The sequence below is a fragment of the Nonomuraea glycinis genome (assembly GCF_035920485.1).
GTDB classification, from domain to species: Bacteria; Actinomycetota; Actinomycetes; order Streptosporangiales; family Streptosporangiaceae; genus Nonomuraea; species Nonomuraea glycinis.
On sequence record NZ_CP109166.1, the window covers coordinates 9,220,815 to 9,247,072 of the forward strand.

The 26,258-nt window shown below is 70.7% G+C and carries 22 protein-coding genes; 13 read left to right on the top strand and 9 right to left on the bottom strand.

Annotated features, from left to right (window positions below):
• The first annotated feature begins 22 nt into the window (after positions 1 to 22).
• Together OHA68_RS43440 and OHA68_RS43445 are read left to right on the top strand one after the other, a co-directional pair.
• Positions 23 to 1,159, top strand: coding sequence for an FAD-dependent monooxygenase (locus tag OHA68_RS43440; protein WP_327105461.1), 1,137 nt, complete (start codon positions 23 to 25; stop codon positions 1,157 to 1,159).
• A gap of 229 nt (positions 1,160 to 1,388) precedes the next feature.
• Positions 1,389 to 3,503, top strand: coding sequence for an ATP-binding protein (locus tag OHA68_RS43445; protein WP_327105462.1), 2,115 nt, complete (start codon positions 1,389 to 1,391; stop codon positions 3,501 to 3,503).
• A 9-nt stretch (positions 3,504 to 3,512) separates the two neighbouring features.
• Here OHA68_RS43445 and OHA68_RS43450 read toward each other — a convergent pair whose 3' ends face one another.
• Complete coding sequence (locus OHA68_RS43450; protein WP_327105463.1) at positions 3,513 to 4,511, bottom strand: terpene synthase family protein; 999 nt, start codon at positions 4,509 to 4,511, stop codon at positions 3,513 to 3,515.
• A gap of 70 nt (positions 4,512 to 4,581) precedes the next feature.
• The gene (locus tag OHA68_RS43455; RefSeq protein ID WP_407674401.1) at positions 4,582 to 4,974 is read right to left on the bottom strand and encodes an ankyrin repeat domain-containing protein; all 393 of its coding nucleotides are present in this window, start codon (positions 4,972 to 4,974) and stop codon (positions 4,582 to 4,584) included.
• A gap of 86 nt (positions 4,975 to 5,060) precedes the next feature.
• On the opposite strand from OHA68_RS43455, the gene OHA68_RS43460 reads away from it, so the two are divergent.
• Together OHA68_RS43460 and OHA68_RS43465 are read left to right on the top strand one after the other, a co-directional pair.
• Positions 5,061 to 5,960: a proteasome assembly chaperone family protein gene (locus OHA68_RS43460; RefSeq protein ID WP_327105465.1), complete on the top strand. Its 900-nt coding sequence runs from the start codon at positions 5,061 to 5,063 to the stop codon at positions 5,958 to 5,960.
• A 16-nt stretch (positions 5,961 to 5,976) separates the two neighbouring features.
• Entirely contained in the window at positions 5,977 to 7,017 is a 1,041-nt protein-coding gene (locus tag OHA68_RS43465) for a Gfo/Idh/MocA family protein (protein ID WP_327105466.1), read from the top strand.
• Between the two features lie 73 nt (positions 7,018 to 7,090).
• Here OHA68_RS43465 and OHA68_RS43470 read toward each other — a convergent pair whose 3' ends face one another.
• Positions 7,091 to 7,873 (bottom strand): tyrosine-protein phosphatase, encoded by a 783-nt coding sequence (locus OHA68_RS43470; RefSeq protein ID WP_189140837.1) that lies wholly within the window; start codon positions 7,871 to 7,873, stop codon positions 7,091 to 7,093.
• 104 nt (positions 7,874 to 7,977) lie between these two features.
• Between OHA68_RS43470 and OHA68_RS43475 the strand changes: the two genes are divergently transcribed.
• Entirely contained in the window at positions 7,978 to 8,823 is an 846-nt protein-coding gene (locus OHA68_RS43475; RefSeq protein WP_327105467.1) for a hypothetical protein, read from the top strand.
• Here the strand turns inward: OHA68_RS43475 and OHA68_RS43480 are convergent.
• Complete coding sequence (locus OHA68_RS43480) at positions 8,804 to 11,329, bottom strand: NB-ARC domain-containing protein (RefSeq protein ID WP_327105468.1); 2,526 nt, start codon at positions 11,327 to 11,329, stop codon at positions 8,804 to 8,806. The two genes, OHA68_RS43475 and OHA68_RS43480, sit on opposite strands and share 20 nt — an antisense overlap.
• A gap of 79 nt (positions 11,330 to 11,408) precedes the next feature.
• Positions 11,409 to 13,520 carry a M6 family metalloprotease domain-containing protein gene (locus OHA68_RS43485; protein ID WP_327105469.1) on the bottom strand — a complete coding sequence of 704 codons (2,112 nt, stop codon included), beginning with the start codon at positions 13,518 to 13,520 and terminating at the stop codon, positions 11,409 to 11,411.
• 104 nt (positions 13,521 to 13,624) lie between these two features.
• Here OHA68_RS43485 and OHA68_RS43490 point away from each other — a divergent pair, with 104 nt between their 5' ends.
• The 4 genes from OHA68_RS43490 to OHA68_RS43505 all read left to right on the top strand — a co-directional run bounded on the left by OHA68_RS43490 (position 13,625) and on the right by OHA68_RS43505 (position 17,056).
• Positions 13,625 to 14,788: a PucR family transcriptional regulator gene (locus OHA68_RS43490; protein WP_327105470.1), complete on the top strand. Its 1,164-nt coding sequence runs from the start codon at positions 13,625 to 13,627 to the stop codon at positions 14,786 to 14,788.
• A gap of 84 nt (positions 14,789 to 14,872) precedes the next feature.
• Positions 14,873 to 16,126 (top strand): MFS transporter, encoded by a 1,254-nt coding sequence (locus OHA68_RS43495; protein WP_327105471.1) that lies wholly within the window; start codon positions 14,873 to 14,875, stop codon positions 16,124 to 16,126.
• Positions 16,127 to 16,156: 30 nt separating this feature from the next.
• Positions 16,157 to 16,699 (top strand): hemerythrin domain-containing protein, encoded by a 543-nt coding sequence (locus tag OHA68_RS43500; RefSeq protein ID WP_327105472.1) that lies wholly within the window; start codon positions 16,157 to 16,159, stop codon positions 16,697 to 16,699.
• Positions 16,700 to 16,732: 33 nt separating this feature from the next.
• Entirely contained in the window at positions 16,733 to 17,056 is a 324-nt protein-coding gene (locus OHA68_RS43505) for a DUF5709 domain-containing protein (RefSeq protein WP_327105473.1), read from the top strand.
• 102 nt (positions 17,057 to 17,158) lie between these two features.
• On the opposite strand, the gene OHA68_RS43510 is transcribed toward OHA68_RS43505, so the two are convergent.
• Entirely contained in the window at positions 17,159 to 17,815 is a 657-nt protein-coding gene (locus OHA68_RS43510; RefSeq protein WP_327105474.1) for an HAD family hydrolase, read from the bottom strand.
• Between the two features lie 167 nt (positions 17,816 to 17,982).
• Here OHA68_RS43510 and OHA68_RS43515 point away from each other — a divergent pair, with 167 nt between their 5' ends.
• Positions 17,983 to 18,600, top strand: coding sequence for a Uma2 family endonuclease (locus tag OHA68_RS43515; protein ID WP_327105475.1), 618 nt, complete (start codon positions 17,983 to 17,985; stop codon positions 18,598 to 18,600).
• Positions 18,601 to 18,637: 37 nt separating this feature from the next.
• Here the strand turns inward: OHA68_RS43515 and hrpA are convergent, their stop codons facing one another.
• Positions 18,638 to 22,510: an ATP-dependent RNA helicase HrpA gene (gene hrpA, locus OHA68_RS43520; protein WP_327105476.1), complete on the bottom strand. Its 3,873-nt coding sequence runs from the start codon at positions 22,508 to 22,510 to the stop codon at positions 18,638 to 18,640.
• Positions 22,511 to 22,744: 234 nt separating this feature from the next.
• Positions 22,745 to 23,101, bottom strand: coding sequence for a VOC family protein (locus OHA68_RS43525; RefSeq protein ID WP_327105477.1), 357 nt, complete (start codon positions 23,099 to 23,101; stop codon positions 22,745 to 22,747).
• A gap of 59 nt (positions 23,102 to 23,160) precedes the next feature.
• On the opposite strand from OHA68_RS43525, the gene OHA68_RS43530 reads away from it, so the two are divergent.
• Positions 23,161 to 23,592, top strand: a complete 432-nt coding sequence (locus tag OHA68_RS43530) for a MarR family winged helix-turn-helix transcriptional regulator (RefSeq protein ID WP_327105478.1) — start codon at positions 23,161 to 23,163, stop codon at positions 23,590 to 23,592.
• Here the strand turns inward: OHA68_RS43530 and ppgK are convergent.
• On the bottom strand, positions 23,556 to 24,314 hold the full coding sequence (gene ppgK / locus OHA68_RS43535; protein WP_327105479.1) for a polyphosphate--glucose phosphotransferase: 759 nt from the start codon (positions 24,312 to 24,314) through the stop codon (positions 23,556 to 23,558). The two genes, OHA68_RS43530 and ppgK, sit on opposite strands and share 37 nt — an antisense overlap.
• A gap of 223 nt (positions 24,315 to 24,537) precedes the next feature.
• On the opposite strand from ppgK, the gene OHA68_RS43540 reads away from it, so the two are divergent.
• Together OHA68_RS43540 and OHA68_RS43545 are read left to right on the top strand one after the other, a co-directional pair.
• Entirely contained in the window at positions 24,538 to 25,545 is a 1,008-nt protein-coding gene (locus OHA68_RS43540) for a TIGR03118 family protein (RefSeq protein ID WP_327105480.1), read from the top strand.
• 68 nt (positions 25,546 to 25,613) lie between these two features.
• Positions 25,614 to 26,258, top strand: a complete 645-nt coding sequence (locus OHA68_RS43545) for a TenA family protein (protein WP_327105481.1) — start codon at positions 25,614 to 25,616, stop codon at positions 26,256 to 26,258.

The following is a 26,258-nucleotide window of genomic DNA, read 5'->3' on the forward strand; positions in this document are numbered from 1 at the left end:
GGTCCCCGGCACAGTCCTGACCATGCAGAACATGAAGGTCCTCATCTCGGGCGCGAGCATCGCCGGCCCCGCGCTCGCCTACTGGCTCGACCGCTACGGCTGCGACGTCACCGTGGTGGAGAAGGCGCCGGCCCTGCGGACGGGCGGGCAGGCGGTCGATTTCAAGGGCGTGACGCACCGCACGGTGCTGGCCCGCATGGGCATCCTGGAGGAGGTACGGCGACGCCAGACGGGCGGCTCCGACCAGGTCATCGTCGACGCGAACGGCAGGCGGCTGGCGGTCATGCCGGGCGAGTTCACCGGCGGGGAGATCGAGATCCCGCGCGGCGATCTGGCGGCCCTGCTGTTCGAGCGGACCGCGCACACGTGCGCATACGTCTTCGGCGACTCCATCAGCTCGCTGACCCAGACCGGCGACGGCGTGCGCGTCACCTTCGAGCGAGCCGCGCCGCGCACCTTCGATCTGGTGGTGGGGGCGGACGGCATCCACTCGAACGTGCGGCGGCTGGCGTTCGGCCCCGAGGAGGCGTACGTGCGCTTCCTCGGCCACTACTACGCGCTGGCCCAGATCGACGCCGGAGAAGGCGGGCAGATGTACAACGAGCCCGGCCGGATGGTGGCGCTGGGCGGGCCGAAGGCGCCGTCGTTCTTCGTCTTCGCCTCCGAGCCGCTCGACTACGACCGTTACGACATCGAGCAGCAGCGGCGGATCCTGCTGGACGCCTACCGGGGCGGGGGCTGGCGGATCCCCGAGGTCTTGGCCAAGGTGGCGCAGGCGCCGGACGTCTATCTCGACTCGATCAGCCGGGTGGAGCTGGACCGCTACGCCGAGGGCCGGGTGGTGCTGCTGGGGGACGCCGCCTACGGCAACACCCTGGGCGGTTTCGGCACCGGCCTGGCCGTCGTCGGGGCGTACGTACTGGCGGGAGAGCTGGCGGCCGCGCGCGGTGATCACCGGGCCGGGTTCGCCGGCTACGAGAGCGCGTTCCGCGGCTATGCGAAGGTGGCCAGGCAGGGCAGCGCCGGACCGTTCCTCGCGCCCGGCACGCGCGCGCGGATCACGATGCGTAACTGGGTCTTCAAACGCCGGCTGCTGCTCCGCGGGATGCTCAAAATGACCGACCGGTTCGCCACGGACATCGAGCTCAAGGACTACTGATCAACCCCAGTGGGGTGGTTTGTTCTCCCGGTAGAAGTCGTCGGGGTCGGCCTCGCGCCATTCGCCCCAGCCCTGGTCGGTGTCATCGGAGGTCTGCTCCGGGAGAAATTCCGTCACGGCATACATGCTACTCAGTGCTACAAAGCCGACCCCAGCGCCCTTTCCGGTGCCGGGACAGGCGGCGAAGGCGGGGGTACGATGCGTAGGCAGATTTGTCGCCTATCCCCCCGTGAGGCTACCCATGGCCACCCCGTCAGGATGGCGGCGAGACGGCAATCTACCGGCGGAGCTGACCAGCTTCGTGGGGCGGACGCGGCTGCTCGCCAACCTCAAGCGGCACCTCGGCGACTCGCGCCTGGTGACCGTCACGGGGATCGGCGGGGTCGGCAAGTCGCGGACGGTGCTCCGGCTGGCGCACCAGATCCGGGCGCAATATCCCGACGGCGTCTGGTTCGCCGACCTGGCCCGGCTGCAGGACGCCGGGATGGTCAGGCACACGATCGCCTCCGCGCTCGGCATCGCCGACCAGTCCTCCCGCAGTGAGACGGAGTCGCTGGCGGAGTGGGTGGGCATGCGGGACATGCTGCTCATCATCGACACCTGCGAGCATCTGGTGCAGGGCTGCGCCCAGCTGGTCCACGAGCTGCTGGAGGCCGCGCCCAACCTCAAGGTGCTGGCCACCAGCCGCCAGTCGCTGCAGTTGCCGTACGAGCACGTGGTGCCGGTGCCGCCGCTGCAGGTGCCCGGCGACGATCCGGTGGAGAGCCTGTTCACCAACGAGTCGGTGCAGCTGTTCGCGGCGCGGGCCGGGGCCGTGGTGCCCGATTTCGTGCTGGAGGAGCAGAACATCGCCGCGGTGGCCGAGCTGTGCCGCAGGCTCGACGGCATCCCACTGGCGATCGAGCTGGCGGCCGTCCGCCTGCGCGCGCTCTCCGTCGAGCAGATCCTCGGCCTGCTGGCCGACCGGTTCAGCCTGCTGGCGGGCGCGAGCCGGACGGCGCTGCCCCGGCACCAGACGCTGCGCGCGGCCATCGGGTGGAGTCACGAGCTGTGCGAGCCCGCCGAGCGGCTGCTGTGGGCGCGGCTGTCGGTGTTCTCCGGCGACTTCGAGCTCGACGCCGCCCGTTACGTGTGCTCCGACGACCGGTTGCCCGCCGAGCACATCACCAACCTGGTCACCGGGCTGGTGGAGAAGTCGATCCTGCTGATCAGGAGCAATCACGCCGGGGTCCGCTACAAGCTGATCGACACGCTCGCGGAGTACGGCGAGGAGTGGCTGGACAAGCTCGGGCAGACACAGGACCTGCGGCACCGGCATCTGGCCTACTACCTCGCGCTGGCGCAGCGCAGCGAGGACGCCTGGTCCGGGCCGAGGCAGATCTACTGGTTCATCCGCATGCGCCAGGAGCACGACAACGTGCGGCTGGCGCTGGAGCACGCGCTGCGCACGCCGGGCGAGTCGGTGCTGTCGCTGCAACTGCTGTCGTCGCTCTGGTTCATGTGGGTGTGTTGCGGCTTCCAGCGGGAGGGGCGGCTCTACCTGGAGCGGGCGCTGGAGGCCAACCGCGGCGTGAGCAAGGAGCGGTGCAAGGCGCTGTGGGTGCTGTCCTACGTGCGCAGCTCCCAGGGCGACAGCGTGGGCGCGCTGGAGGCGGCCGAGCGCTGCAGCAAGGAAGCGGTCAGGGTGGGCGACTCCCGGGCCGTCATCCTCGCCTCCAAGATGCAGGGCACCGCGGCGGTCCTCCAGGGCGACCTGCAGAAGGCCAGCGCGCTGCTGGGTGTGGCGATCGAGTTCAACACCGACAACAAGGAGCTCAACCCGGGCCTGCTGCCGGCCATCGTCGAGCTGTCGATCGTGCTGACCGCCCAGGGTGAGATGTACGAGGCCGAATCGCTCCTGACCGACTGCCTGCAGGTCTGCACCGAGCGTGGCGAGCTGTTCGTGAGCTCGTACGCGCACTGGGCGCTGGCCCTGACCCAGCTGCACTCGATGAAGACGGATCAGGCGCTCAGCAACATCCAGGAGAGCCTGCGCATCAAGCGGCACTTCCACGACACGCTGGGCATCCTGATCGCGCTGGAGACCACGGCCAGGATCTTCACCGCGCTCGAACGCGTCGACATGGCGGCCCAGCTGCTCGGCGCCCTCCATCAGAACTGGAAGTCGGCCGGGCTGCCCATGCTCGGCGCTCCGTTCCTGGAGACCGATCACGAGAAGTGCGTCAAGGAGTGCCAGCGGATCATGGGCCTGGACGGCTACAACGCGGCCTTCGACGAGGGTGCGCGGCTCGACCTGGACGAGGCGTCCGCGCTCGCGCTGGGCGAGTTGGACGCCCCGTCCTAGACGGGCTGGTCAGTGGGTCTGCGTCCACTGCGTGCCCGACGGCCAGGCACGGATGTAGCGTGCGCTGCCCAGGGAATACTCGATGTGCCCCCGGACCCAGTGCTCGAGACCCTGGACGTAGGCCAGCACCGCGGGCGTGGCCCATGTCTCGACGGCTTCGCGTAGCCGCACCATCTCCGCCACGGCGTGATCGTGCATGGCCGCCACCTCGTCGAGCGCCTCCTGGACGGAGTAGCCGCGATGGGTGACCAGGACGTTCACCAGGTTGTGGCGGGCCTGGTCGTGGATGCGTTCCTTGGCGTACGAGAACAGGTCGTTGTCCCAGACGACGAGGTCGTTCGCGTGCTCGGTGAGCGCGCGGATGTCCGGGTGGTGCCATTCCTCCGGGGTCAGCCGGTGGCCCCCGGCGATGTCGATGAGCGCGTACACGGGATACATGGCCCCGGTGCGGCGGCGCATGAACACGTAGTCCTGGGGGGTCGGCACCACGTCCGACTCCCGGTTGGCGGCCTCCCAGACCTGCGCGAAGATGTACTCCTTCGTGGCGTTGCACCAGCGGTCGAGCTGGTCGGGCTGGGCGTGGACGGCGATGCGCTTCTTGAGTTCCCGCAGGGAGATGGCGAAGACGTTGGTGATCGGCTCGTCGGACTCGATGTCGTGCAGCACCCGGAACATCTCCGGGAGCGCCCTGGCGATGAGCGCCGTGTGCGTGCTGAGGTCCTCCGACTCGCAGAAGCCGTCGTCGAAGGCGAACAGCCAGATGCACCAGTCCATGAGCAGCTTGAGCATGTCGCGTTCGGCGAGCGGGTAGGCGCGCGCGGTGAGCCAGCCGAAGCGGGCGCTCTTGTAGCGTTCGAGCATGTCGGCCTCCCCGAGCATGCCCGTTTCGAGGAGCCAGCCGAAGCTGTCCTCGCTGGCTTCGGCCACGTGCGGGTTGACCTCGTTGGCGAACGGACAGCGTAAGGGCGGGATCCGGAGGGGGGCAGGGGGTACGGATGTTGTAGCCATGCCTCCACCATCGCAATAACCGTCAATTCTGCCTATACGGCCGCAGCAATGCCCCTTCTTCGTCTTCTCGCTACGGCGAGTCGGTGGCGAACCAGCTCTCGACACCGAACATCCGGGCGGTGCCGACCGCCGACGGCGTCCCGGCGTGCGGGTCGGCACCCGCGTCGAGCAGGGCTTGGACCACTTCTGACTCCTTCTTGAACACCGCTCCCACGAGCGGCGTCTGGCCCCGGTCGTTGGCCCGGCCCGGATCGGCGCCCAGCCCGGTCAGCATTCGGACCGTCCCGGCGTGACCGTGATAAGCCGCCGGCATCAGCAAAGTGTCACCTTTGCCGTTGGTGAGGTCGGCCGGAACGCCGGCTTCCACATAAGCCCGCAAGTCATCCGTCTCCCCGGCTCTGGCCAGCGCGAACAGCTTGGTGGCGAACCCTTCCAGCTCTGAGTCCCCGTCCATACTTCGCATTCTGCCTCGATAGGGTGCCCTGCACGGAATCGTTCCGGCTCGCCGTAGGTTCTGGATGAGAGTACCTAGGGAAAGGCTGTCCAACCGTGTTCGACCCGACGGATCTATATGAGCTCGCCGATGATGTGCCCGAGCTGGCCGATCCGGTTTTGCTGTACCACTTCGACGGTTTTGTCGATGCCGGATCCACGGGGCGCCTCGCGCTGGGGCACCTGCTGGCCGAGCTGGAGCACCGGGTTGTCGCGACGTTCGACGTGGACCGGTTGATCGACTACCGCTCGCGACGGCCGATCATGACCTTCGACACCGACAGATGGGTGGAGTGTGAGAGCCACGAACTGATCGTCCACATCGTCAAGGACGCCACCGGCACCCCGTTCCTGCTGTTCAGCGGGCCTGAGCCGGACGTGCAGTGGGAGCTGTTCACCCGGGCGGTCGGCGCGCTGGTCAAGCGGCTGGGCGTGAGCAGGCTGGTGACCATGCACGGCATCCCGATGGCCGTGCCGCACACCCGCCCGCTCGGCGTCACCGTGCACGCCAGCCGTCCCGAGCTGATCAGCCCGCAGGCCAGCGCGTTCGGCCGGGTCCAGGTGCCGGGCAGTGCCGCCGCGCTGCTGGAGTTCCGGCTCGGCGCCGAGGGGCACGACGTGGCCGGCTACGCGGTGCACGTACCGCACTATCTCTCGCAGGCCGAATACCCGAGCGCGGCCGTCGCCGCGCTGGAGGCGATCACCCGCAACACCGGCCTGGTCTTCCCGATGGACGGACTGCGGGAGGCGGCCCAGCGCACCACGTCGGAGATCGAGGAGCAGATCCAGGCCTCCGCCGAGCTGTCCGGCGCGATCACCGGGCTGGAGCAGCAGTACGACGCCTTCGCGGCGGGCGCCGACCGGGAGAACCTCATGGCCGACAGCACGCCGATGCCCACGGGGGACGAGCTGGCCGCCCAGTTCGAGCGGTTCCTCGCCGAGCGCGACGACGAATAGGCCTTAGCCTGGGGCGATGGATGAGATCAGGGTGGGGCTGGTCGGCTATGGGACCGCCGGCGCCGTCTTCCACGCGCCGCTGATCGAGGCGGCCGACGGGCTGGCGCTGGCGGCCGTGGTGACGCGCGATCCGCGGCGGCAGGCCGAGGTGCGCGCTCGTTACGGGGCCGCGGCCGTGGGCGACGTCGCCGGGTTGTGGGGGCTGTGCGACCTCGTCGTCGTCGCCTCCCCCAACCGGACCCACGTGGCCGTGGCCGGCGAGGCGCTGGCGCACGGCAAGGCGGTGGTCGTGGACAAACCCTTCGCGCGGACCGTCGAGGAGGCGCGCGGGGTGGTGGAGCTGGCCCGGGAGCGGGGGCTCATGCTGACCGTCTTCCAGAACCGGCGCTGGGACGGCGACTTCCTCACGGTCCGCCGGCTCCTCGACGAGGGGGCGCTGGGCCGGGTGCTGCGGCTGGAGTCGCGCTTCGAGCGGTGGCGGCCGGCGCCCAAGGGCGGCTGGCGGGAGGCGGGCGGCGCCGAGGAGGTCGGAGGTCTGCTGTACGACCTCGGCAGCCATCTGGTCGACCAGGCGGTGCGGTTGCTGGGGCCGGTGCGGGAGGTCTACTGCGAGAGCGACGTACGGCGCGAGGGGGTCGCGGCCGACGACGACACCTTCATCGCGCTCAAGCATGCCGGCGGCGCCCGCTCGCATCTGTGGGTCAGCGCCATGACGGCCCGGCTCGGGCCGCGCTTCCGGGTGCTCGGCAGCGCGGGAGCGTACGTCAAGCACGGCTTGGACGTACAGGAGGAGCGGTTGCGCGCGGGCCTGTCGCCGCTGGCGGCGGGGTTCGGCGACGAGGGCGAGGAGCGGTGGGGCGTCGCCGGGACGGACGCCGACGCGCGCCCGGTGCCCACCGAGTCCGGCGCCTACCTCGACTTCTACCGCGACGTGGCGACGGCGCTGCGGACCGGGGCGCAGCCGCCGGTGAGCGCGGACAGCGCGCTGGAGGCGCTGGCCGTGATCGAGGCGGCCAAGCTGTCCGCCACCCAGGGGATCGTGGTGCGGACCGGCTGAGCCACCCACGCGAGCAGGCTGGTGCGGACCGGCTGACTCACTCGCGCGGGCAAACCGGTGCGGACCGGCTCAGTCACTCGCGCAGGCGGGCACGCATGGCGGCGCTGTCGTCGGCGGTCCAGCCGTTGCGCGCCAGCCACCCCTGCGGCCCGTCGAAGCGCTCGTCCAGCACGCTCAGGAACTGCTCGATGTAGCGCGGCCGCGGCATGTGGTCGTCGGCCGGGCGCGAGTCCAGGTCGTCCCGGTAGGTGAGGCTGCCGCGCAGCCGCCGCAGGATCAGCTCCAGGCGCTCCCCCGTGGCCGCGTAGTCCGCGACGATCGCCTCCCGGGTGACGCCCGCCACGTCGAGCGCGAGCGCCGACAGCACGCCCGTACGGTCCTTGCCCGCCGCGCAGTGCACCACGGCCGCGCCGTCGTCCAGCGCCATCGCGCGCAGCGCCGCCACCACCGCGTCCGGCCGGTCGCGCAGATAGCCGTAGTAGAAGCCGGTGACGCGCAGCTCGCTGTCCTCCTGGCGTTCGTTCCAGGGCAGCACCCGGTCGCCGTCGATGCGGTCGGCCTCGACGTCGGTGTGCCTGCCTCCCTCGGCGAACAGGGTCAGATGGTGGTGGGTCACCTCGGGCACCGTGGTCAGCGGGCCGGGGCCTTCCAGCGTGACCTCGGGGGTGGAGCGGAGGTCGACGACATGCCGGAGTTTCAGGTCGCCGACCAGCCGGGACACGTCGGCTTCGGTGAGTCCCTGAAGGTTGTCCGCGCGCATGATCCGGCCACTTCGGGTGACGCCGCCGTCACGGGTGGGCAGTCCGCCCAGGTCACGGACGTTGACGGCGCCCGTCAGATCAATCCATCTCGTCATCGCGTTCACCAGGTTGACCCTATATGTCCACCGAAACCTCAGCGGATTCGAGGTTCATAACGCAGCATGAACGTATGGTTCCGCGAGCTCTGCCCCCTCGGCTGGTGATCGATCCAACCCTGCCCCCGGATATCGCGGCCCAGTTACGGCTGAACCCCCACGTGCTCCGCATGGCGCGCACGGGCCGGCGGACGACGTCGTCGACCAGCTCCGCCTGGCTGTTCCTGCTGCCCGGCCTCCTGCTGGTGGTCGGGCTGGTGACCGGCAGCCTGGCCGCGACGGCCGTCGCGGGGGCGGGCGTCACCATGATCGCGATGCTGCGCTGGCTGGTGACCGACGGCGCCGACCGCGACGCCAGGCGACGGCTGGGGCTCGCCCACCAGTACGCGGACCGTTACATCCTTCCCGAGGACCTCGACTACCCCTGCCAGGTGCTGCTGCGCCGCGCCCAGGACGCCTGCGCGGCCGTCCTGAGGTCCCAGGTGCACCAGGCCGGGCTGATCGACACGGTGGACAACCGGGTGTCGCTGCCCGAGGAGGTGTGGCAGATCGCGCAACGGCTGGCGAAGCTGTCGGCCATGCACGCCGAGCACCGCAAACTGGTCCCCCGCGACCTGCCCACGGGCCTGGAGGACGCGTTCAAGCCGTACAGCACCGCCCTCGACGCGGCCTGGACGTCGCTGTCGAAGCGGGTGCGCAACCTGGAGCGCTACGCCAAGCAGGTGGTGAAGGCGGACAAGGTCTTCCACGCGCACCGCCGGCTGGAGGCGCTGGCCGCGCGCACCCCGGACTATCAGCGGCTGGTCGCCGAGACCGTGCGCGACGAGCTGGCCCACGCTCACATCAAGGAGCTCGCCGACCAGGCCACGCAGGTGCGCATGCTGTTCGAGCGGAGCATCCACGAGGCCAGGCAGGCGGCGGGCGAGCTGATCAGGACCCCGCTCGTCTGAGCAGCTCCAGCGTCCTGCGCAGGCCGGCCTCGTTGCCCAGCCGCCGGTAGATGTCCCTGGCCCGGGTGAGCGGGGGCGCGGCCGCGCCGCCGCCGCCGTTGTCGAGCTGCGCCTCGCCCAGGTAGAGCAGGCTGCGCGCCATCCACCAGCGGTCGCCCAGCTCCTCGAAGGCGCGTACGGCCTTGCTCAGCTCGTGCTCGGACTCCGCCATCCGGCCGAGCCGGCCGAGCACCCTGCCGAGGGAGACGCCGCTGCGGGCCACCCCCCAGGTGTCGCCGAGCGCCGCCAGCATCTCCTCGGCCCGCCGCGCCATGTCCAGCTCGCGCAGGCCGTTGGCGGGGTCGCCGACCTCACCGGCGGCGCGCAGGCAGCGGGCCTCCTCCCACAGCTCCCCGCGCTGCTTGAACATCTCGCCGGCCCGGTCCAGGCTGAAGCTCGCCCTGACGAAGTCGTCCCGGGCCGCCCGGTGCTCGCCCGCGCGGTGCAGGCCGCGGGCCTGGGCGGCGAGCACCTCCCCGTAGACGCGCAGCGTCTGCGCCTCGGAGTAGCGGTTGCCCATCCGCTCGAACACCTCCAGCGACTCCTCCAGCAACTGCCTGGCCTCCTCGGGACGCCGCTCCGCCAGCCGCATCTCGGCCAGGTTGCGCTGCGTGCGGGCCATCCACCAGAAGTCCCCTTCGCCCTTGAACGCGGTGATCGCGCCGATCAGGTACTCCTGCGCGCGGTCCAGGTGGCCGTCGCTGAACAGCGTCATGCCGACGGTGCGCATCGCCCTGGCCGCCCACCACGTCTCGCCCAGCTCGGTGAACACCTCCAGCGCCCACTCGGCGTCCGCGCGGCCCCGCTCCTGCCCACCCTGCCCACCCTGTACGGCGGCACGGTCGAGCATCGAGATGGCCTGGGCGCGCCGGTCCCCCGCCCTGGCCGCGGCCTCGCAGCCGAGGTCGGCGACCGCGTGCCAGTCCGCCCAGTAGGCGCGCAGCGAGTGGCACAGCGAGCAGAACGCCCTGGCCAGCCCCCAGGTCACCTCCCACATCTCCAGTTGCCTGGCCAGGTGGACCATGGACATCAGGGTGAGCCGCTCGGCGTTCAGCCAGTCGCCGGCGTGGATCTGCCCGTCGGCGTCGGAGCGGCGACCGGTCTTGCTCCAGTCCTGTGGCCAGCGGTTCTGGGCGGCGTCCTCGGCGCGGCGGCGGTAGCCGTGCAGCACGCGTTCGAGGGCCTCGCGGCGCCGGTCCTGGTCGTCGCCGAGGGCCGGCTCGGCGGCGAACAGGGAGACGAGGTCGTGCAGCCGGTAGCGCATCGTGCCGGTCATGTCGGTGCCCGAGCACTCGGCCAGTTGCGCGTCGATGAGCGCCTCGAGCTGGTCGGCGCCGTCCAGCCCGGAGATGTCGAGCAACTCGCCCGCCACCCAGCCGGGCACGTCGGGCGCCCCGCTGAGCGCGCTGAGCAGGCGCAGCAGCCGCCGCTGGATGCCGGTGCAGTCGTCGTAGCTGAGCTGCACCGAGGCGCGCACGCTCTTGTCCACCGTGGGGGCCAGCTCCAGCTGGTCGAGGCGGCGGCGCACGTCGGCCAGCCGGTCGGCCATCTGGCGCAGCGTCCACTGGCCGCGGGTGGCCAGCCGGCCGCCGCAGATGTTGAGCGCCAGCGGCAGGTGGTCGCACTGCCGGACGATGCGCTTGGCCGAGTCGAGGTCGTCCACCACCCGGGCGCCGCCGGCGAGCCTGGCCAGCAACTCGACGCCGTGCGCCTCGCTGAACACGCCGAGCTGCGTGTCGTAGGTGCCGTTCAGGAACAGCGGCTGGCGGGAGGTGACCAGCACCGCGCAGTCGGGCTCGGCCGGGATCAGCGCCTTGACCTGCTCGGCGCTGTGCGCGTTGTCCAGGCCGATGAGGATCCTGCGGCCCTTGGTCCAGGTCAGCCAGAGCTTGCGCAGTTCCTCCAGGCCGCCCGGGTCGGTCGTCAGGCGGACGCCCAGGGCCCGCAGGAATCCGATCAGCACCTCGTCGGGGCGCACCGGGGCGTCGACGCCGCCGCGCAGATCGGCGTAGAGGCGGCCGTCGGGGAACCGGTCGGCGATCTCCTGCCCGAACCGGGCCATCAGGGCCGACTTGCCGACGCCGCCCCTGCCGTACACCGAGGCCACCAGCGGCGGTGAGGCGGCGGCGGACCTGCGGCGGGCGGCGAAGACCTCGCGCAGCTCGGCGAGCGCCTCGGCGCGGCCGGTGAAGTGCTCGGGCACGGGCGGCCACTGCTCGGGCGGGCGGGAGGCCGGCTCGGCGGGGGCGGCGGGCCTGGGACGCGTCGTCGTGGTGGTGGCCCAGGTGGCCACGCCCACCAGGAGCGCCGCCGCCACCGTCACCCCCACCTTGGCCATCGGCGGGATCTCCCATTCGAGCGACGCGGCGAGGATGCTGGCCGCGGCCGCCGCGATCCCCGCGGCGACGGGTGCGGCCACCCCGATCTTGCCGCGCTGTCGCCGTGGTCTGTCCACCTCGTCTGACACGTACCGGATTCCCCTTCCTTAGGGGTGATTCAAGCCGATGGGGTACGGTCCGCGCCGACCGTACCCCATCGTTCACCTGTCAGCCGATCACGTGACAGGTGGCCGTCACCGTCTTGCCGGGATCGCTCTCCGAGGTCGCGGTCAGCTTGACCCGGCCGAGCCGAGCGCCGCCCGTGTCGCGCACGGCGTTGACGGTCACCGTGGCGTGCTCGCCGAAGTCGACGGCGGCCAGGGCGTTGGGCACCTGGGCGGTCCAGCCCTTGCCGGAGGCCTCGGCCTTGAGCCGGTAGACGTCGGTGTTCAGGTGGGCGCTGACGTCCTCCGGGTGCTGTCCCCGCGCGGGGGCCGGCCTGCCGGTGTTGAACAGCGGGAACTTACAGGTGGAGATGTTCTTGCCGGACGGGATGCCGGCGGCGGGCAGCAGCCTGACGCCGCGCCGCTGCGGTCCCGCGCCGTCCAGGGAGCGGATCGCGACCGTGTAGGACAGCACGCCCTTGCGGTCCCGCTCGACGTCGGTGACGTAGAAGTGCAGCCGGTTGGCCTGGTCCACGTACTCGTACTCGCTGCCGGAGTCGGTGCCGGCGTGGAAGAGCGCGTCGGACAACTGGCGGTAGTCGCCGATCGTGATCGGCACCTTGAGCCCGTCGGGCATCACGTAGTCGGTCATGCCGATGTCCTGCGGGTTGGCGTCGATCACCCACTCGAACGGGGCCCGGTCGGCGTTCTTGGTCTTGGCCAGCAGCACGCCGGAGTCGGGCGTGAAGGAGTCGGTGCCCATCCGGTCCACGACCTCGACCGTGTAGTTGTCGTACCCGCCGCCGTCGCAGAGCGGATCGGTCCGCGCGTCGCAGGCCGGGCTCTTGTCGCCGGTGTCGAAGGCGATGTTGACGCCGGTCAGCCCGTTCCTGCCCGGCTGCACGGCGCGGGCGGTGACCCGGGCGGTGACCAGGCCGGACTCGTCGAGCGCCTCGCGCGACAGGCGCAGGACGTGCTGCTCGTCCACCATCTCCAGTTTGATCTTGTTGCGCAGCATGTGCTGGGCGCCCATGGACGCGCCGGAGGTGGGCGGGATCAGCCAGCGGGAGTGCGGGCCGCCGGGGCCGTTGAAGCTGCCGCGGCTGAGCATCTCCCAGATGCCGGTGTACGACCGTCGCGGGGGCACGCCGTACGGGTTGTTGTAGTTGTCGGCGATGCCCATGATGTGGCTCAGCTCGTGGGCGTACACCCCCATGCCCGAGCTCTCGGCCTGGACGGAGTCGACGCCGAAGCGGGCGTTGGGCCAGAAGGTGGATCCGGCCTGCCAGGAGGTCCACTCGACGTAGCGGGTGTCGGACCAGTTGGGCAGGCTGTCGTCGCCCTCGGGGCCCCACGCGTCCGGCACGTCCTCCTTGGTGGGGAACTTCATCATGCCGAACTCCTGCCAGGTGGACGACTCGTCCTGGCCCGCGCTCAGGTAGAAGACGAAGTCGAACTGCCCGGCGACCTCCTGGCCGACGTCGGCGAGCCAGGCGGCGTTGCCGTGGGCGCGCAGGTCCTTGTCGCAGGAGTCGCCCGAGGGGCAGCCGGTGCCGCCCTGGAACTCCATGGCGTACTCGTGGTCCTTGCCCGGCATCGTGTACGGCCCGAACCCGGTCAGCTCGACGCCGTAGCGCCCGCCGGAGTCCTCCATCCAGTACTCGTGGATGGTGTGGCCCTTGTTGATCTCGTTGGGCGTGTTGAGGAAGTCCTGGTAGAACTTCGCCACCTGGTCACGGGGCACGTCGTGGGCCTGGGCGCTCGGGTTGGCGAAGATCGTCGAGCCCTGCGGCTGGGTCACCACGAACGGCTGGTTGGGGTAGTCGAGCAGGACCAGCGCGCCCTTGAAGGTGCGCTTGGAGCCCTTGGCGCTCGGGTCGCTCCACTTGGCGCCGGGGATCTTCTTGTAGTCCGCCCACGTCATGTGGTCGGGGTTCTCCCAGTTCTGCGGGTCGATCGGCTTGATGCCGCCGGTGGGCTGACCGCGCCGGAGCTGGGCGTCGTCTTCGGGCGCGTCGCGCTGCCAAGGCTGGGTCTGCGGCCAGTGGTCGTGCCGCCAGGGGTGCTCGGGATCGTCAGCGGGGGGTGCTGCGGAAGCGGGGGTCGCCATCAGGCTCAGCGGGACCATCACGAGGGCCGCCAGTAACCCTTTCAAGAGCTTCTTCGGGGCTATCACGGATCGACGCTATAGAGCTTATTGACCGAGATCACCGGACAACTGTAGGGAAGACGTGTAGTGCTGGTTCCGACACTTGTTGAAACACCCATATGGGGGCATCTGTGGCAGACCTTCAGCGGATGGTCGACGAGCTCGCCGCTCGGCTCGGCCGCCCGCTGCTGCTCGAGGATCGGGTGCAGCGCGTCGTCGCCTACAGCGAGCAGAACGGCGCCATGGACGACATCCGCCGCGACTCCATCCTGCGCCGGACCAGCACGCCCGAGGTGCGGCAGTGGTTACGGGCGGCCGGCGTGCACGACTCCCCCGTCCCGCTGCGCACCCCGGGCGCGCCGCGCCTCGGCCTGCTGCCCCGCGTCTGCGTTCCCGTACGGCATGAGGAGGGGTTGCTCGGCTTCCTCTGGTTCATCGACGCCGAGCCGGTCATGTCGGCCGCGCAGGTCGACGAGGCGGCCGCCGCCGCGCCCGTGCTCGCCCTGGGGCTGCTGCACGAGAGCCTGGCCAGCGGGCTCGCCTCCCATCGGGAGCTGGAGGCCGTCACCGGGCTGCTGCTCGGCGAGCGAGACGCGGCCCGTCAGCTCATCGAGGCGGGCGCCTTCCCGCAGGCGCTGGCGGTGACCGTGCTGGTGGCCAGGCCGCTGGCGGACGAGCCGGACGAGGCGCAGCGGCTGGCGCTGGAGCAGGGGCTGCTCGCGCTGCGCCGGCGGCTGAGCGGCCACCATCCGCTGCACCTGGTCCGCTACGACCACGCGGCGCTGCTCGTCGCGGGTCCCCCGGTCTCGCCGGACGACCTGCACGCGGCCATGTCCGTGCCGGTGGCCGTCGGCGTCGGGCGGCCCAGGCCGGCGCTGGCCGAGGCGGCCGGCTCCTACGCGGAGGCGCGGCACGCCGCCGAGGTGGCGGCCCGGGTGCCCGACCTCGGCCGCTCGGTGCCGTGGGAGCGGCTGGGCGTCTACCGGATGCTCACCCGTTGGCCCGACCGCGAGCTGCACCCCGGCCTGGCGCCGCTGCTGGGCCAGGAGCAGCACCTGCCGCTGCTGGAGACGCTGGAGACGTACCTGGACCTGGCGGGCAGCGCGGTCGCCACCTCCCGCGCGCTGCGCCTGCACCGCACCTCGCTCTACTACCGGCTGCAGCGGGTGGAGGAGCTGGCCGGGACCGACCTGAAGGACGGCGGCGAGCGACTGGCGCTGCACCTCAGCCTCAAGCTGGCCCGCCTGGCCGGCAGCTACAAGCCCGCCGCTAAACCTTCGCACAAGGTGATTTAGTTCACTTTTCGGGCAAATCGGAAATCCGGCCCGGTGAGCACCGTGTTCTGAGACCTGTCCGCACCTTCAAGCACTGGACAAGTCTTGTCACTCGACTCCTCAACGTTCCGCGCGCTACGTCATCACAACTACCGCCTCTGGGCAGGTGCGGACCTGGTCTCGATCACCGGCACCTGGATGCAGGTGCTCGGCGTCAACTGGCTCGTGCTGACCCTGACGGGCTCGGCGGCCAGCGTCGGGCTCAGTCTCGTGATGCAGGCGCTGCCCACGCTGCTGCTCGGCATGTGGGGCGGGGCGCTGGCGGACCGGCTGCCGAGCCGCCCGGTGGTGATCGTCTCCCAGCTCGCGCACGCCGCGCTCGCGGCCGCGCTGGCCGCCATCGCGTTCGCCGGCACCGAGTCGGTGCTGCCCATCTACGCCGTGGCCCTGGCCGGCGGGGTGGTCTCCGCCCTCGGCGGGCCGGCCCTCGGCAGGTTCGGCGCCGAGGTGGTGCCCCCGGCCGACCTGCCGAACGCCATGGCGCTCGGCTCGATCATCAACTCCGGCGGCCGCATCCTGGGCATGTCGCTGGCGGGCGTGCTGCTGCCCTTCACCGGCCAGGGCGGCCTCTTCCTGGTCAACGCCCTCACCTTCTTCGCGGTCATCGCCGGAGTCGCGCTGATGCGCCCGGCGGAGTTCCACCGGCTGGCCGCCGCCGAGCGGCAGCCCGGCGCGATCAGGGAGGGCCTGCGGTACGTGCTGCGCACGCCCTGGCTGCTGGTGGTCCTCGCGCTCTCCCTCGTCCTCGGCAGCCTGGGCCGCAACTATCAGGTGACCATGGCCGCGATGAGCGCGGGCCCGCTGGCGGCGGGCGCGGGCGGCTACGGCCTGCTGTCGACGGTGTTCGCCATCGGCACCGTGGCCGGCGGGTTCCTCACCGCCTCCCGGCCGCGGCTGTCGATCCGGCTGCTGCTGATCGCCGCCTTCGCCATCAGCCTGCTGCAGGCGCTCAGCGGGCTGATGCCGTCCCTGGCCACGTTCGCCGGCGCCATGCTGCCGATCGCGGCGGGCGCCATCCTGGTCGACACCGCGGTCTCCGCCCGCGCCCAGCTCGACAGCCCCGACGCCATGCGCGGCCGGGTCATCGCGGCGGTCGGCATGGTCGGCGCCGCCTCCGGCGCACTCGGCGGGCCGGCGCTCGGCTGGCTCAGCGACGCGTTCGGGCCCAGGGCGGCCCTGCACGCCGGCGGCGTCGCGTGCCTGGCCGCGACCCTGCTCGCGGCCCTCACGCTGGCCAGACTCGCCCGCCGCCCGGTCAGCCGGCCGATCACCCTGCGCCCGGCGCTGGAGAACGCCTGATCCACGCGATCGCGGGTAGCGACGGACGGCATGGCTACCGACGTCATCACTCTGATCACCCGTGACCACCGCAAGGTCGAAGAGCTCTTCGCCCGCCTCACGTCCGGCAAGGGCGACCCGAGCGCCACCGTGGCCGAACTGCACGCGCTCCTCATCGCCCACGCCCGCGCGGAGGAGGACCGGGTCTACCCCGGCATCGACGCCCACCACGGTCTGGAAGAGCACAAGGAGGCCGAGGTGCTGCTCGACGCCCTCGTCCGGGCCCGGCCGGGCACCAAGGAGTTCCGCGAGACGCTGGAGAAACTCGTCGACTCGGTCAACCACCACGTCGAGGAGGAGGAGAGCGAGCTCCTGCCGAAGCTCGCCCGGCAGGCCGGCGCCAAGCGGCTGGAGGAGCTCGGCGAGGCCTTCGCCCAGCGCCGCGACGAGGAACTACGCGCCCTGAACGGCGGCCCCTTGAGCGAGGTCACCAAGGCCGAGCTGTACGAGCAGGCACAGAAAGCCGACATCCCCGGCAGGTCCCAGATGGACAAGGAAGAGCTGGAACAGGCACTACGCCAGTCCACGTCCTAGCGTTTCGGCCCGCCGGTTGGGTAGGGGGCGACTATGAGCGAACTTCCTCCGGACCGATTCGGATACAGCGACGAGCAGGACATCGAGGTCTCGGAATGGACCGACGACCAGGGCATGAACCACGAGATTCGCGAGGACGACCCGCAGCACGTGGACACCCTGGACGAGCGGCTGAGGCGGGAGGCGCCTGAACGGACGCGGGTGCGGCGCCCCGGGCACCGGCTCACCCAGCCGGACGAAGGGCTGGAACCCGACTCCGAGGGCCGGGAGCTCGGCCAGGACTGGGGCGCGGACGGCGGCGACCTGTCGTCGGAGGAACGGGCCATCCACATCGAGCGCGACGACGAGATGGGATAGCCCGCGCGAACCGTCGGCTGTCCCAGGCCATGTCCCCCAGCGCCGGGAGCAGGCCCTTGTCTCAGACCGTGTCCCCCGACGCCGGGAGCAGGCCGTTGAGTCTCAGGCCATGTCCCTCAGCGCCGGGAGCAGGCCGTGCAGGTCGTCGACGATGACGTCGGCGACCTGCGCCGCCTTCGGCCGCTCCGCGTGCAGGAACCCCCACGGCCCCCGGCGCAGCAGCGCCGTCCGCATCCCCGCCGCCGAGGCGGGCAGCACGTCGTTGTCCAGCCGGTCCCCCACGTAAAGGATCTCGCCCGGCTCCCTGCCCGCGACCGCCGCCACCTTGGCGAAGAACTCGGGCGCCGGCTTGGCCACCCCCCAGCCGTCGGAGGTGTGCACCGAGTCCACCGGCAGCTCCATCGCCACCAGCGCGTCATAGGCCCTCGTCGGCTGGTTCCCGGCCACGATCACCTGATATCCGGCCGCCCGCAGCCCCGCCAGCGCCTCCCGCACATCGGCGTAGAGGTCGTCGGCGTCGAAATGGTTGCGCAGATCGTCCGGCTCGTCCCGCTCCCACGCCACCAGCTCCGCGCCGATGTCGAGACCGGGCCGCACCAGCTCGAACGCCGCACGATGCGACCGATCCAGCGCCGCCATCCCACCGAGCGCCCCCATCAGCACGAACGGGCTCACCCCCAGCCGGCGGGCCCACCGCGTCCAGATCCGCGTCTCGTCGATGAGCGTCTCCCCGACGTCGAACACCACAGCCTTGATCACCAAAATCCCCCTTCATCCGGACAACCCCTCAACTGTACGGACCCCCACCCCGGACACCGGCTCAGCCCTGGGCGAACCTGCCCGCCCGGCCCTCCGCGCACGGGTGCGTCCAGCAACAGGGCGTGGAATACTGAGCGTGCCCGTTCGAATACGAAGGGACAGATTTCATGGTTGCCATGGTGACCCGGCATGACGAATACACCACGTTCGCGCCGACCAGCACGAAGCGGATGCCGCAGACCGCTCGAGAGCTGTTCGACGCACTTCCCGAGCTGCCCGGATTCCGGGCCGACGTCATCGAAGGGAACCTGATCGTGAGCCCTGTCGGCACCCCCGAGCATGGTCGTCACGCGATGCGCCTCAACCGCGCGCTCGATGCGATCATGGATGAGAAGGGCTGGGAGGCATGGGCCGGCAATGTCGATGTGTGCATCGAAGGGCCCCGTGAGCCGGTCGAGCCCGACTTCGTGCTGGCTCCCCTCGGCTGCCCGCTCTGGGGGACCCGCGAGCTGCTCTCCTCAGCGTTGATCATGGTCGCCGAAGTGGTCTCGCACGGCAGCGCCGGCCGGGATCGCACGGAGAAGCCCCTGCTCTATGCGACCGGCGGCATTCCGATCTACCTGCTGATCGACCCGATCGCCAAGTCCCCCTCGGTCACCGTCCACAGCGACATCGACGACGGCGTCTATCGCGCGGTCAACCAGGTGGCGCTCGGCGCCCCGATCCAGTTGCCCAAGCCGATCGACATCGAGCTCGACACCTCCATCTTCAAGACCGGGGCTTAGATCCGGGGCGTCCGCACCGTGGGCCGAGCGCGCACCGTCATGGCATGAGCCGTTCCATCGCCTTGCCGATGCGCTTCTCCGACACCGGGGTCGACGTGCCCAGGGTCTGGGCGAAGAAGCTGACCCGCAGCTCCTCGATCATCCAGCGGATCTCCCGCACGTCCGGATCGGCGCGCCGCGCCGGGTGCAGCCGGTCCAGCAGGTCCTGATAGTCGTCCTCGACCTTGTGGACCCGGTCCATCCACTCCTCGTCGCGCCAGGGCTCCTCGGGCAGCTTGGTGAGGCGGCGTTCGATGGCCCGCAGATAGCGCAGCACGTCCGGCAGGCGGCCGTGGCCGGTGGCGGTGACGAAGCCCGGGTAGACGAGCTTGCCGAGCTGCTCCCGTACATCATCGGTGGAGGCGCCGGCGCGCAGGCCGTCGAGGCGCGCGCCGATCGCGTGCCAGACGCTGAGGATCTGCTCCACCCTGGCCAGCACCTCGGCCGCCGTCTCGTGCAGGTCGGCGCGCACGTGCTGGTAGAGGCGGTCGTAGCCGGCCGGGTCCCAGGCGGGGCCGCCGACGTCGCGCATGAGCTTGTCCACGGCCGCGTTGACCACGTCGTCGAAGAGCGCGACCGCGCCGCCGTGCGGGCTGCGGGACAGGGCCAGCTTCGCCTGGTTGGACAGGCCGCCCAGCAGGGACCTGGCCGGGTTGGTGACATTGAGCAGGAGCAGGCGGCGGATGCCCGGCCAGTGGGCGCGGCGCTGCTCCGCCTCCGTCTCGAAGATCTTGATGGAGACGGACTCGCCGGCGTCGACCAGCGCCGGGTAGCCCTTCATCCGGCCCTGCTCGAACACCTGGGGCAGGGTGCCGAAGCTCCAGGTGCGCAGGCCGGTCCGCTCCAGGTCGTCGGCCGCCGCCGAGAGCGTCTTGCGCAGGCGGGGGGCCAGCCGGCGTTTGAGCGCGTCGAGGTCCTTGTCCTCGGCGACGGTCCGCTTGCGCTCGTCGATCACCCGGTAGGTGATCCGCAGGTGGTCGGGGACCTGGTCGAGCTGCCAGGCGTCGTGCGGCACGCGCACCCCGGTCAGCCGCAGCAGCTCCCGCTCGACGGCCTCCAGCAGCGGCTCGGCGCCCTGTTTGACGGCGGCGAGCACCTGCTTGGCGAAGTTGGGGGCGGGCACGAAGTTGCGCCGCAGCTGCTTGGGCAGGGACCGGATCAGCGCGGTGATGAGCTCCTCGCGCAGGCCCGGGATCTGCCAGTCGAAGCCGTCGGAGTTGACCTGGTTGAGCACCTGCAGCGGCACGTGCACGGTCACGCCGTCGGCGTCCGCGCCCGGCTCGAACTGGTAGGTGAGCTTCATCCGCTGGCCGAGCTGCCGCCAGTTGTCGGGGTAGTCGCGGACGCTGACGTCCGCGCCCTCGTTGACGAGCATCTCGGGCGAGTACGTGAGCAGCTCGGGCTGCTCGGCCCGGGCCTTCTTCCACCAGGAGTCGAAGTGCCGGGCCGACACCACGTCGGCGGGCAGCCGCTCGTCGTAGAAGTCGAACAGGGCCTCGTCGTCGACCATGATGTCGCGGCGGCGGGCCCGGTTCTCCAGCTCTTCGACCTCGTCGAGGAGCCTGCGGTTGGCCTTGAGGAAGGTGTGGTGGCTGTCCCAGTCGCCCTCGACCAGGGCGTGCCGGATGAACAGCTCACGGGACAGCTCCGGATCGATCCGCCCGTAGTTGACCTTGCGCCCGACCACGAGCGGCACGCCGTACAGCGTGACCTTCTCCAGCGCGATCACCGCGCCCTGGTTCTTCTCCCAGTGCGGCTCGGAGTAGTTGCGTTTGACCAGGTGCTGGGCGAGCGGCTCCACCCAGTCGGGCTCGATCTTGGCGTTGACCCGCGCCCACAGCCGTGAGGTCTCCACGAGCTCGGCCGACATCACCCACTGGGGCTGCTTCCTGGCCAGCGTCGAGCCGGGGAAGATGGCGAAGCGGGCGTTGCGGGCGCCGATGTACTCCTGGATGGGCCTGCGGCCCTCGGCCGGCCGCTGCTTGTCCATGACGTCCTTGACGCCGATGTGCGACAGGAGCCCGACCAGCAGCGCGGCGTGCACCTGCCGGGGGTCGGCCGTCTGGGTGCCCGGGTGGGCGCCGAGCGCCTGGCGGAGCTGGCTGTAGATGTCCTGCCACTCGCGCACCCGCAGGTAGTTGAGGAACTCGGCCCGGCACAGGCGGCGGAACGCGCTGGAGGACAGCTCCTTCTGCTTGTCGCCCAGGTAGTTCCACAGGTTGACGTAGGACAGGAAGTCGGACTCGGGGTCGGCGAAGCGGCGGTGTTTCTCGTCGGCCTGCTGCTGCTTGTCCGCGGGGCGCTCGCGCGGGTCCTGGATGGACAGCGCGGAGGCGATCACCATGACCTCGCGCAGGCAGCCGTTCTTCTCGGCCTCCAGCACCATGCGGCCCAGGCGCGGGTCGACCGGCAGGTTGGCCAGCTTGCGGCCGGTCGCGGTGATGGCGCCCTGGGCGTCGAAGGCGCCCAGCTCGTGCAGCAGGCTGACGCCGTCCTTCACCTGGCGGCGGTCCGGCGGCTCGACGAACGGGAATCCCTCGATGTCGCCCAGCCCGATCGAGGTCATCTGCAGGATGACGGAGGCCAGGTTGGTGCGCAGGATCTCCGGATCGGTGAACTCCGGCCTGGCGAGGAAGTCGTCCTCTTCGTACAGGCGGACGCAGATGCCGTCGGAGGTGCGGCCCGAGCGGCCCTTGCGCTGGTTGGCGCTGGCCTGGGAGACGGCCTCGATGGGCAGGCGCTGCACCTTGGTGCGGTGGCTGTAGCGGGAGATGCGGGCGTAGCCGGGGTCGACGACGTATTTGATGCCGGGAACGGTCAGCGAGGTCTCGGCCACGTTGGTGGCCAGCACGACGCGGCGGCCGGTGTGCCGCTGGAAGACGCGGTGCTGCTCGGCGGCGCTCAGCCGGGCGTAGAGCGGCAGGATCTCGGTGTTGCGGAACTCGGCCTTGGCCAGCGTGTCGGCGGCGTCGCGGATCTCCCGTTCGCCGCTGAGGAAGACCAGGATGTCGCCCGGCCCTTCGCTGATGAGCTCGCGGCAGGCGTCCACGATGCCCTGGGTCTGGTCGTCCTCGTCGTTGAGCGGGCGGTAGCGGACCTCGACGGGGTAGGTGCGGCCGGAGACCTCGATGATCGGGGCGTCGTCGAAGTGGCGGGAGAACCGCTCGGGGTCGATGGTCGCGCTGGTGATGATGACCTTGAGGTCGGGGCGCTTGGGCAGGAGCTGCTTCAGATAGCCGAGGATGAAGTCGATGTTGAGGCTGCGCTCGTGCGCCTCGTCGATGATCAGGGTGTCGTACTGCTCCAGCAGCCGGTCGGTCTGCAGCTCGGCCAGCAGGATGCCGTCGGTCATCAGCTTGACCAGCGTGCGGTCGCTCGCCTGGTCGTTGAAGCGGACCTTGTAGCCGACGGCCTGGCCGAGCTCGGTGCCGAGCTCCTCGGCGATGCGCTCGGCCACGGTGCGGGCGGCGATGCGGCGCGGCTGGGTGTGGCCGATCAGGCCGCGGACGCCACGGCCGAGCTCCAGGCAGATCTTGGGGATCTGGGTGGTCTTGCCGGACCCGGTCTCACCGGCGATGATCACGACCTGGTGGTCGCGGATCGCCGCGAGGATGTCGTCGCGCCGCTGGGAGACGGGCAGGTTCTCCGGATAGGTCACCGTGGGCATGCCGGCCCGGCGGCCGGCCAGCCGCCGCTCGGCCCGTTCGACGTCGGCGAGGATCTCCGCGGTGATCTTCTCCCGTGCCTCGCGGGAGCGCACCCGGCGCACGCCGTCGAGCCTGCGCCGCAGTCGCCGCTGGTCGCGCGGCATCAGGTCGGGCAGGCGGGAATGGAGGTCGGAGAGCGGAGAGGACAACGCAGGAGTTCCCATACTGCTTTCAGGATATTTGAGCCCCGCGTGCCGGGAGCCAACGACCCATCGTGCCTCAGCGCCGCCGCAGGTCGCATCCCAATATCTGACCGTGATCGCTCACGACGGGCCCACTCTCCCCAGAGTTGCGTCCTGGGCGACCACGGTCACCTAATGAGACACCGGGCCATGCCTTCTGGTTGTCTCCGCCCAGCGCTTTTTTGATCACCTTTTGGCATGGCCGTACCGCCGTGTTCACTGACCGTGCACGGTGACCACGTAGCCCTCGGGGTCGGCGAAGGAGAAGGTGCGGCCGAACGGCCCGTCCACCGGCGCGGCCACGATCGGCACACCGGCGCCGGCCAGCTCGTCGTGCAGGCGCTGGGCGTCATCGGACTTGAACCAGAGCGCGACGCCGGCACCGGGACGCTCGGGCAGCTCCACGCCGGGCAGGGGCTCTCGGACGGCGAACGCGATCGGCGCGGTGTCGAACACCACCGCGTGCTCCGGCCCCGGAGCGCGCTTCAGGCCCAGGCGCTTCTCGTAGAAGGCGGCCGCGGCTCCCAGGTCACGCACCTGCAGGGCGACGAAGTCGATTCCGGTGACGGTCATGGCGTACTCCTCTTGTATGTCAGGACTTTGACAAGCAGAGCCTATGTCAAACTACTGACATGGAGCAAGAGGACCTCGGCCGGCTCGTCGGCTACCAGCTCAAGCGGGTCCAGGCCGTGCTGCGCGCGGCCATGGACGCCGCCCTGCGCGAGCACGACCTGACGACCCCCCAGTACATCTGCCTGGAGCTGCTCGACCTGCGCCCCGGCCTGTCGAACGCCGACCTGGCCCGGGACGCCTTCGTCACCAGGCAGTCGATGAACGTGGTGCTGCGCAACCTGCACGGCGCGGGCCTGGTGACCCGGCCCGCCACCGCCCCGCACGGCAGGGCCCTGCCGCTGCGGCTCACCGAGCAGGGCGCGGCCAGGCTGAAGGCGGCCAGGGCGGGCATGCTGGCCGTCGAGCGGCGCTTGACGGCCCACCTGGACGCACGCGAGACCGAAGTGCTCCTGGCTCAGCTCTCCGACATGGCGGAGTCGCTGTCCGGCTGACCGGAGGAGCGGGCGGCGGCGCGGGCGGCGCCGACGATGCCCGCCTGGTTCTCCAGCTCGGCGGGGATCACCGGCGTGTCCAGGTGGAGGTGCGGCAGGAACTTGTCGGCCTTCTTGCTGACCCCGCCGCCGATGATGATCAGCGATGGGGAGAACAGCATCTCCACGTGCTTGAGATACTCCCGCACCCGCTTGGCCCACTCGTGCCAGCCGAGGTCGTGCTCCTCCCTGGCCCGGTCGGAGGCGCGCTGCTCGGCGTCCTTGCCGTGCAGCTCCAGGTGCCCCAGCTCGGTGTTGGGCACCAGCGTGCCGTCGACGAACAGCGCGCTGCCGATGCCGGTGCCGAACGTCAGCATGAGCACCGTCCCGCGCTCGCCGCGCCCCTTGCCGAACGTCATCTCCGCCAGGCCCGCCGCGTCGGCGTCGTTGAGCACGCTCGCGCCGCCGAACAGTTCGGCGGCGTTCACCCCCACCCAGGACGGGTGCAGGTTGACGGCGGTCCGCACCACGCCGTCCACCACCACACCGGGGAACGTCACGCCGACGGGTCCCGTCCAGCCGAAGTGCGCGACGATCTCGGCCACCACCTCCGCGACCGGACCGGGCTCGGCGGGCCGTGGCGTGGGAATGCGCAATCGCTCCTGGGTGAATTCGCCCGCTTCGATATCCACCGGCGCACCCTTGACCCCAGATCCGCCGATGTCGATGCCCAGAACTTCCATATTCTTCCCCTCCCCTGACAGGGGCGGAAAAACGCCTTTCGCAGACTGGATGAACCTCGGTCCCGACTCTTACGTACCTTGCGTCACAAGCGCTAACAAGGAGGTACAGATGCGGTCACGCATCATCACACTCTGCGCTGTCGCGGTTGTCATGGGAGCCCCTCTCACTGCCCCCGCACAGGCCACTACGAATACCAGGACGAAATTCGACGTCGTCAACCTCGTGTCGGACGTCACCGGAAAGGCCGCGGTCACCGATCCGAAACTGGTCAATCCATGGGGTCTGGCCATGGGCAAGACCCTGTGGGTCTCCAACGCGGGCACCGGCAGTGCCACGGTCTACTCCGGCGAAGGCAGGAAGCAGCAGACAGAGGTCTGGATCCCCGGTGGGGCCCCGACCGGCCAGGTGGTCAACCCCGGCGATGGCTTCACCGTCAAGGGCAAGCCCGCCACGTTCCTGTTCGCCAGCCCCAGCGGCGCGATCACCGGCTGGAACGTCGAGGCCGACCCGAAGAACGCGATCATCGGCGCCTTCACCCGCGGCGCCGACTACAAGGGCCTGGCGCTCGCGGAGACCGACGACGGCGACTTCCTTCTCGCCGCCGACTTCGCCGGCGGCCGTATCGACGCCTTCGACGAGGACTTCAAGCGGGTACGCCTGTCGCGTTCGGCGTTCCGGGACCGGACCGTCCCCCGCACCTACTCGCCGTTCAACGTGGAGGTCATCAACGACAGCGTCTACGTCGCCTACGCCCTGCGCGACGCCGAGACCGGCAAGTCCGTGGCCGGCAGCGGCAAGGGCTTCGTCAGCCGCTACAACCTGGAGGGCCGCCTGACCGGCCGCATCTCCCGCCTCGGGCTCAACGCGCCGTGGGCGATCGTCAAGGCCCCGGAAGGTCTCGGCCAGTACGCGAACTCGCTCCTCGTCGGCAACTTCGGTGACGGCACCATCCAGGCCTACCGCAACAACCGCCACCTCGGCGCGCTGCGCGACAACAACGGCAGCAAGATCGCGCTGCCCGGCCTGTGGGACCTGGAGCCCGGCACCGCCGCCAACGGCGGCGCGAACTCCCTGTGGTTCTCCGCCGGCGTCGACGGCGGCAAGCACGGACTGCTGGGCGTGATCCGGCCGGCCGGTTCGAGGGGCTCGTCGCCGTCGACCACGTCGCCCACGCACAACCCCACCCACAGACCCACCAAGTCCAGCCAGTCGCCTTACGGCGGTTACTAGGAAGGGGGCCGGGGGTTCCGGCACGGTCGCGCGAGCCGTGCCGGAGCCGGGGCCCTACAGTCGTGGCCGTGAGCGAGCAGAGATTCAGCGATTGGCTGCGAGAGCGGTGTGAGCCGGACTGGACGTCGGTGGTGACGCACCCGTTCGCACGGGCGATCACCACGGGCGAGGCCACCGACGACGACATGCGGCGCTACCTGGAGCAGGACTTCCAGTTCGTCGACTCCTTCACGGCCCTGCTCGGCGCCGCCGTGGCGAGCGCCGACAGCTTCGAGGCACGGGTCCCGTACGGGAGGTTCCTCGGGCAGGTGGCGACCACGGAGGAGAAGACGTACTTCCATCGGGCGCTGGCGGCGCTCGGCGGCCGGACGCAGGCGCCGCCCGAACCGGTGACCGTGGCGTTCCGGCGGCTCATGGACGAGACGCGCGCCGGTCTGGACTACCCGCTGATCGTCGCGGTGCTGTGCGTGGCCGAGTGGACCTATCTGGGCTGGGCGTCCAGGGCGGTCGAGCCGCTGCCGGAGAGCTTCGTGCACCGGGAGTGGATCGAGCTGCACGAGGGCCCGGAGTTCCGGGAATGGGTCGGCTTCCTGCGCGGGGAGCTGGACCGGCTGGGCACGGCGCTGGACGAGGACGGCAGGCGGCGGGTGCTGGAGGTGTTCGGGCAGGCCGTGGAGCTGGAGCGGCGCTTCTTCGACATGGCGCTCGGCTGA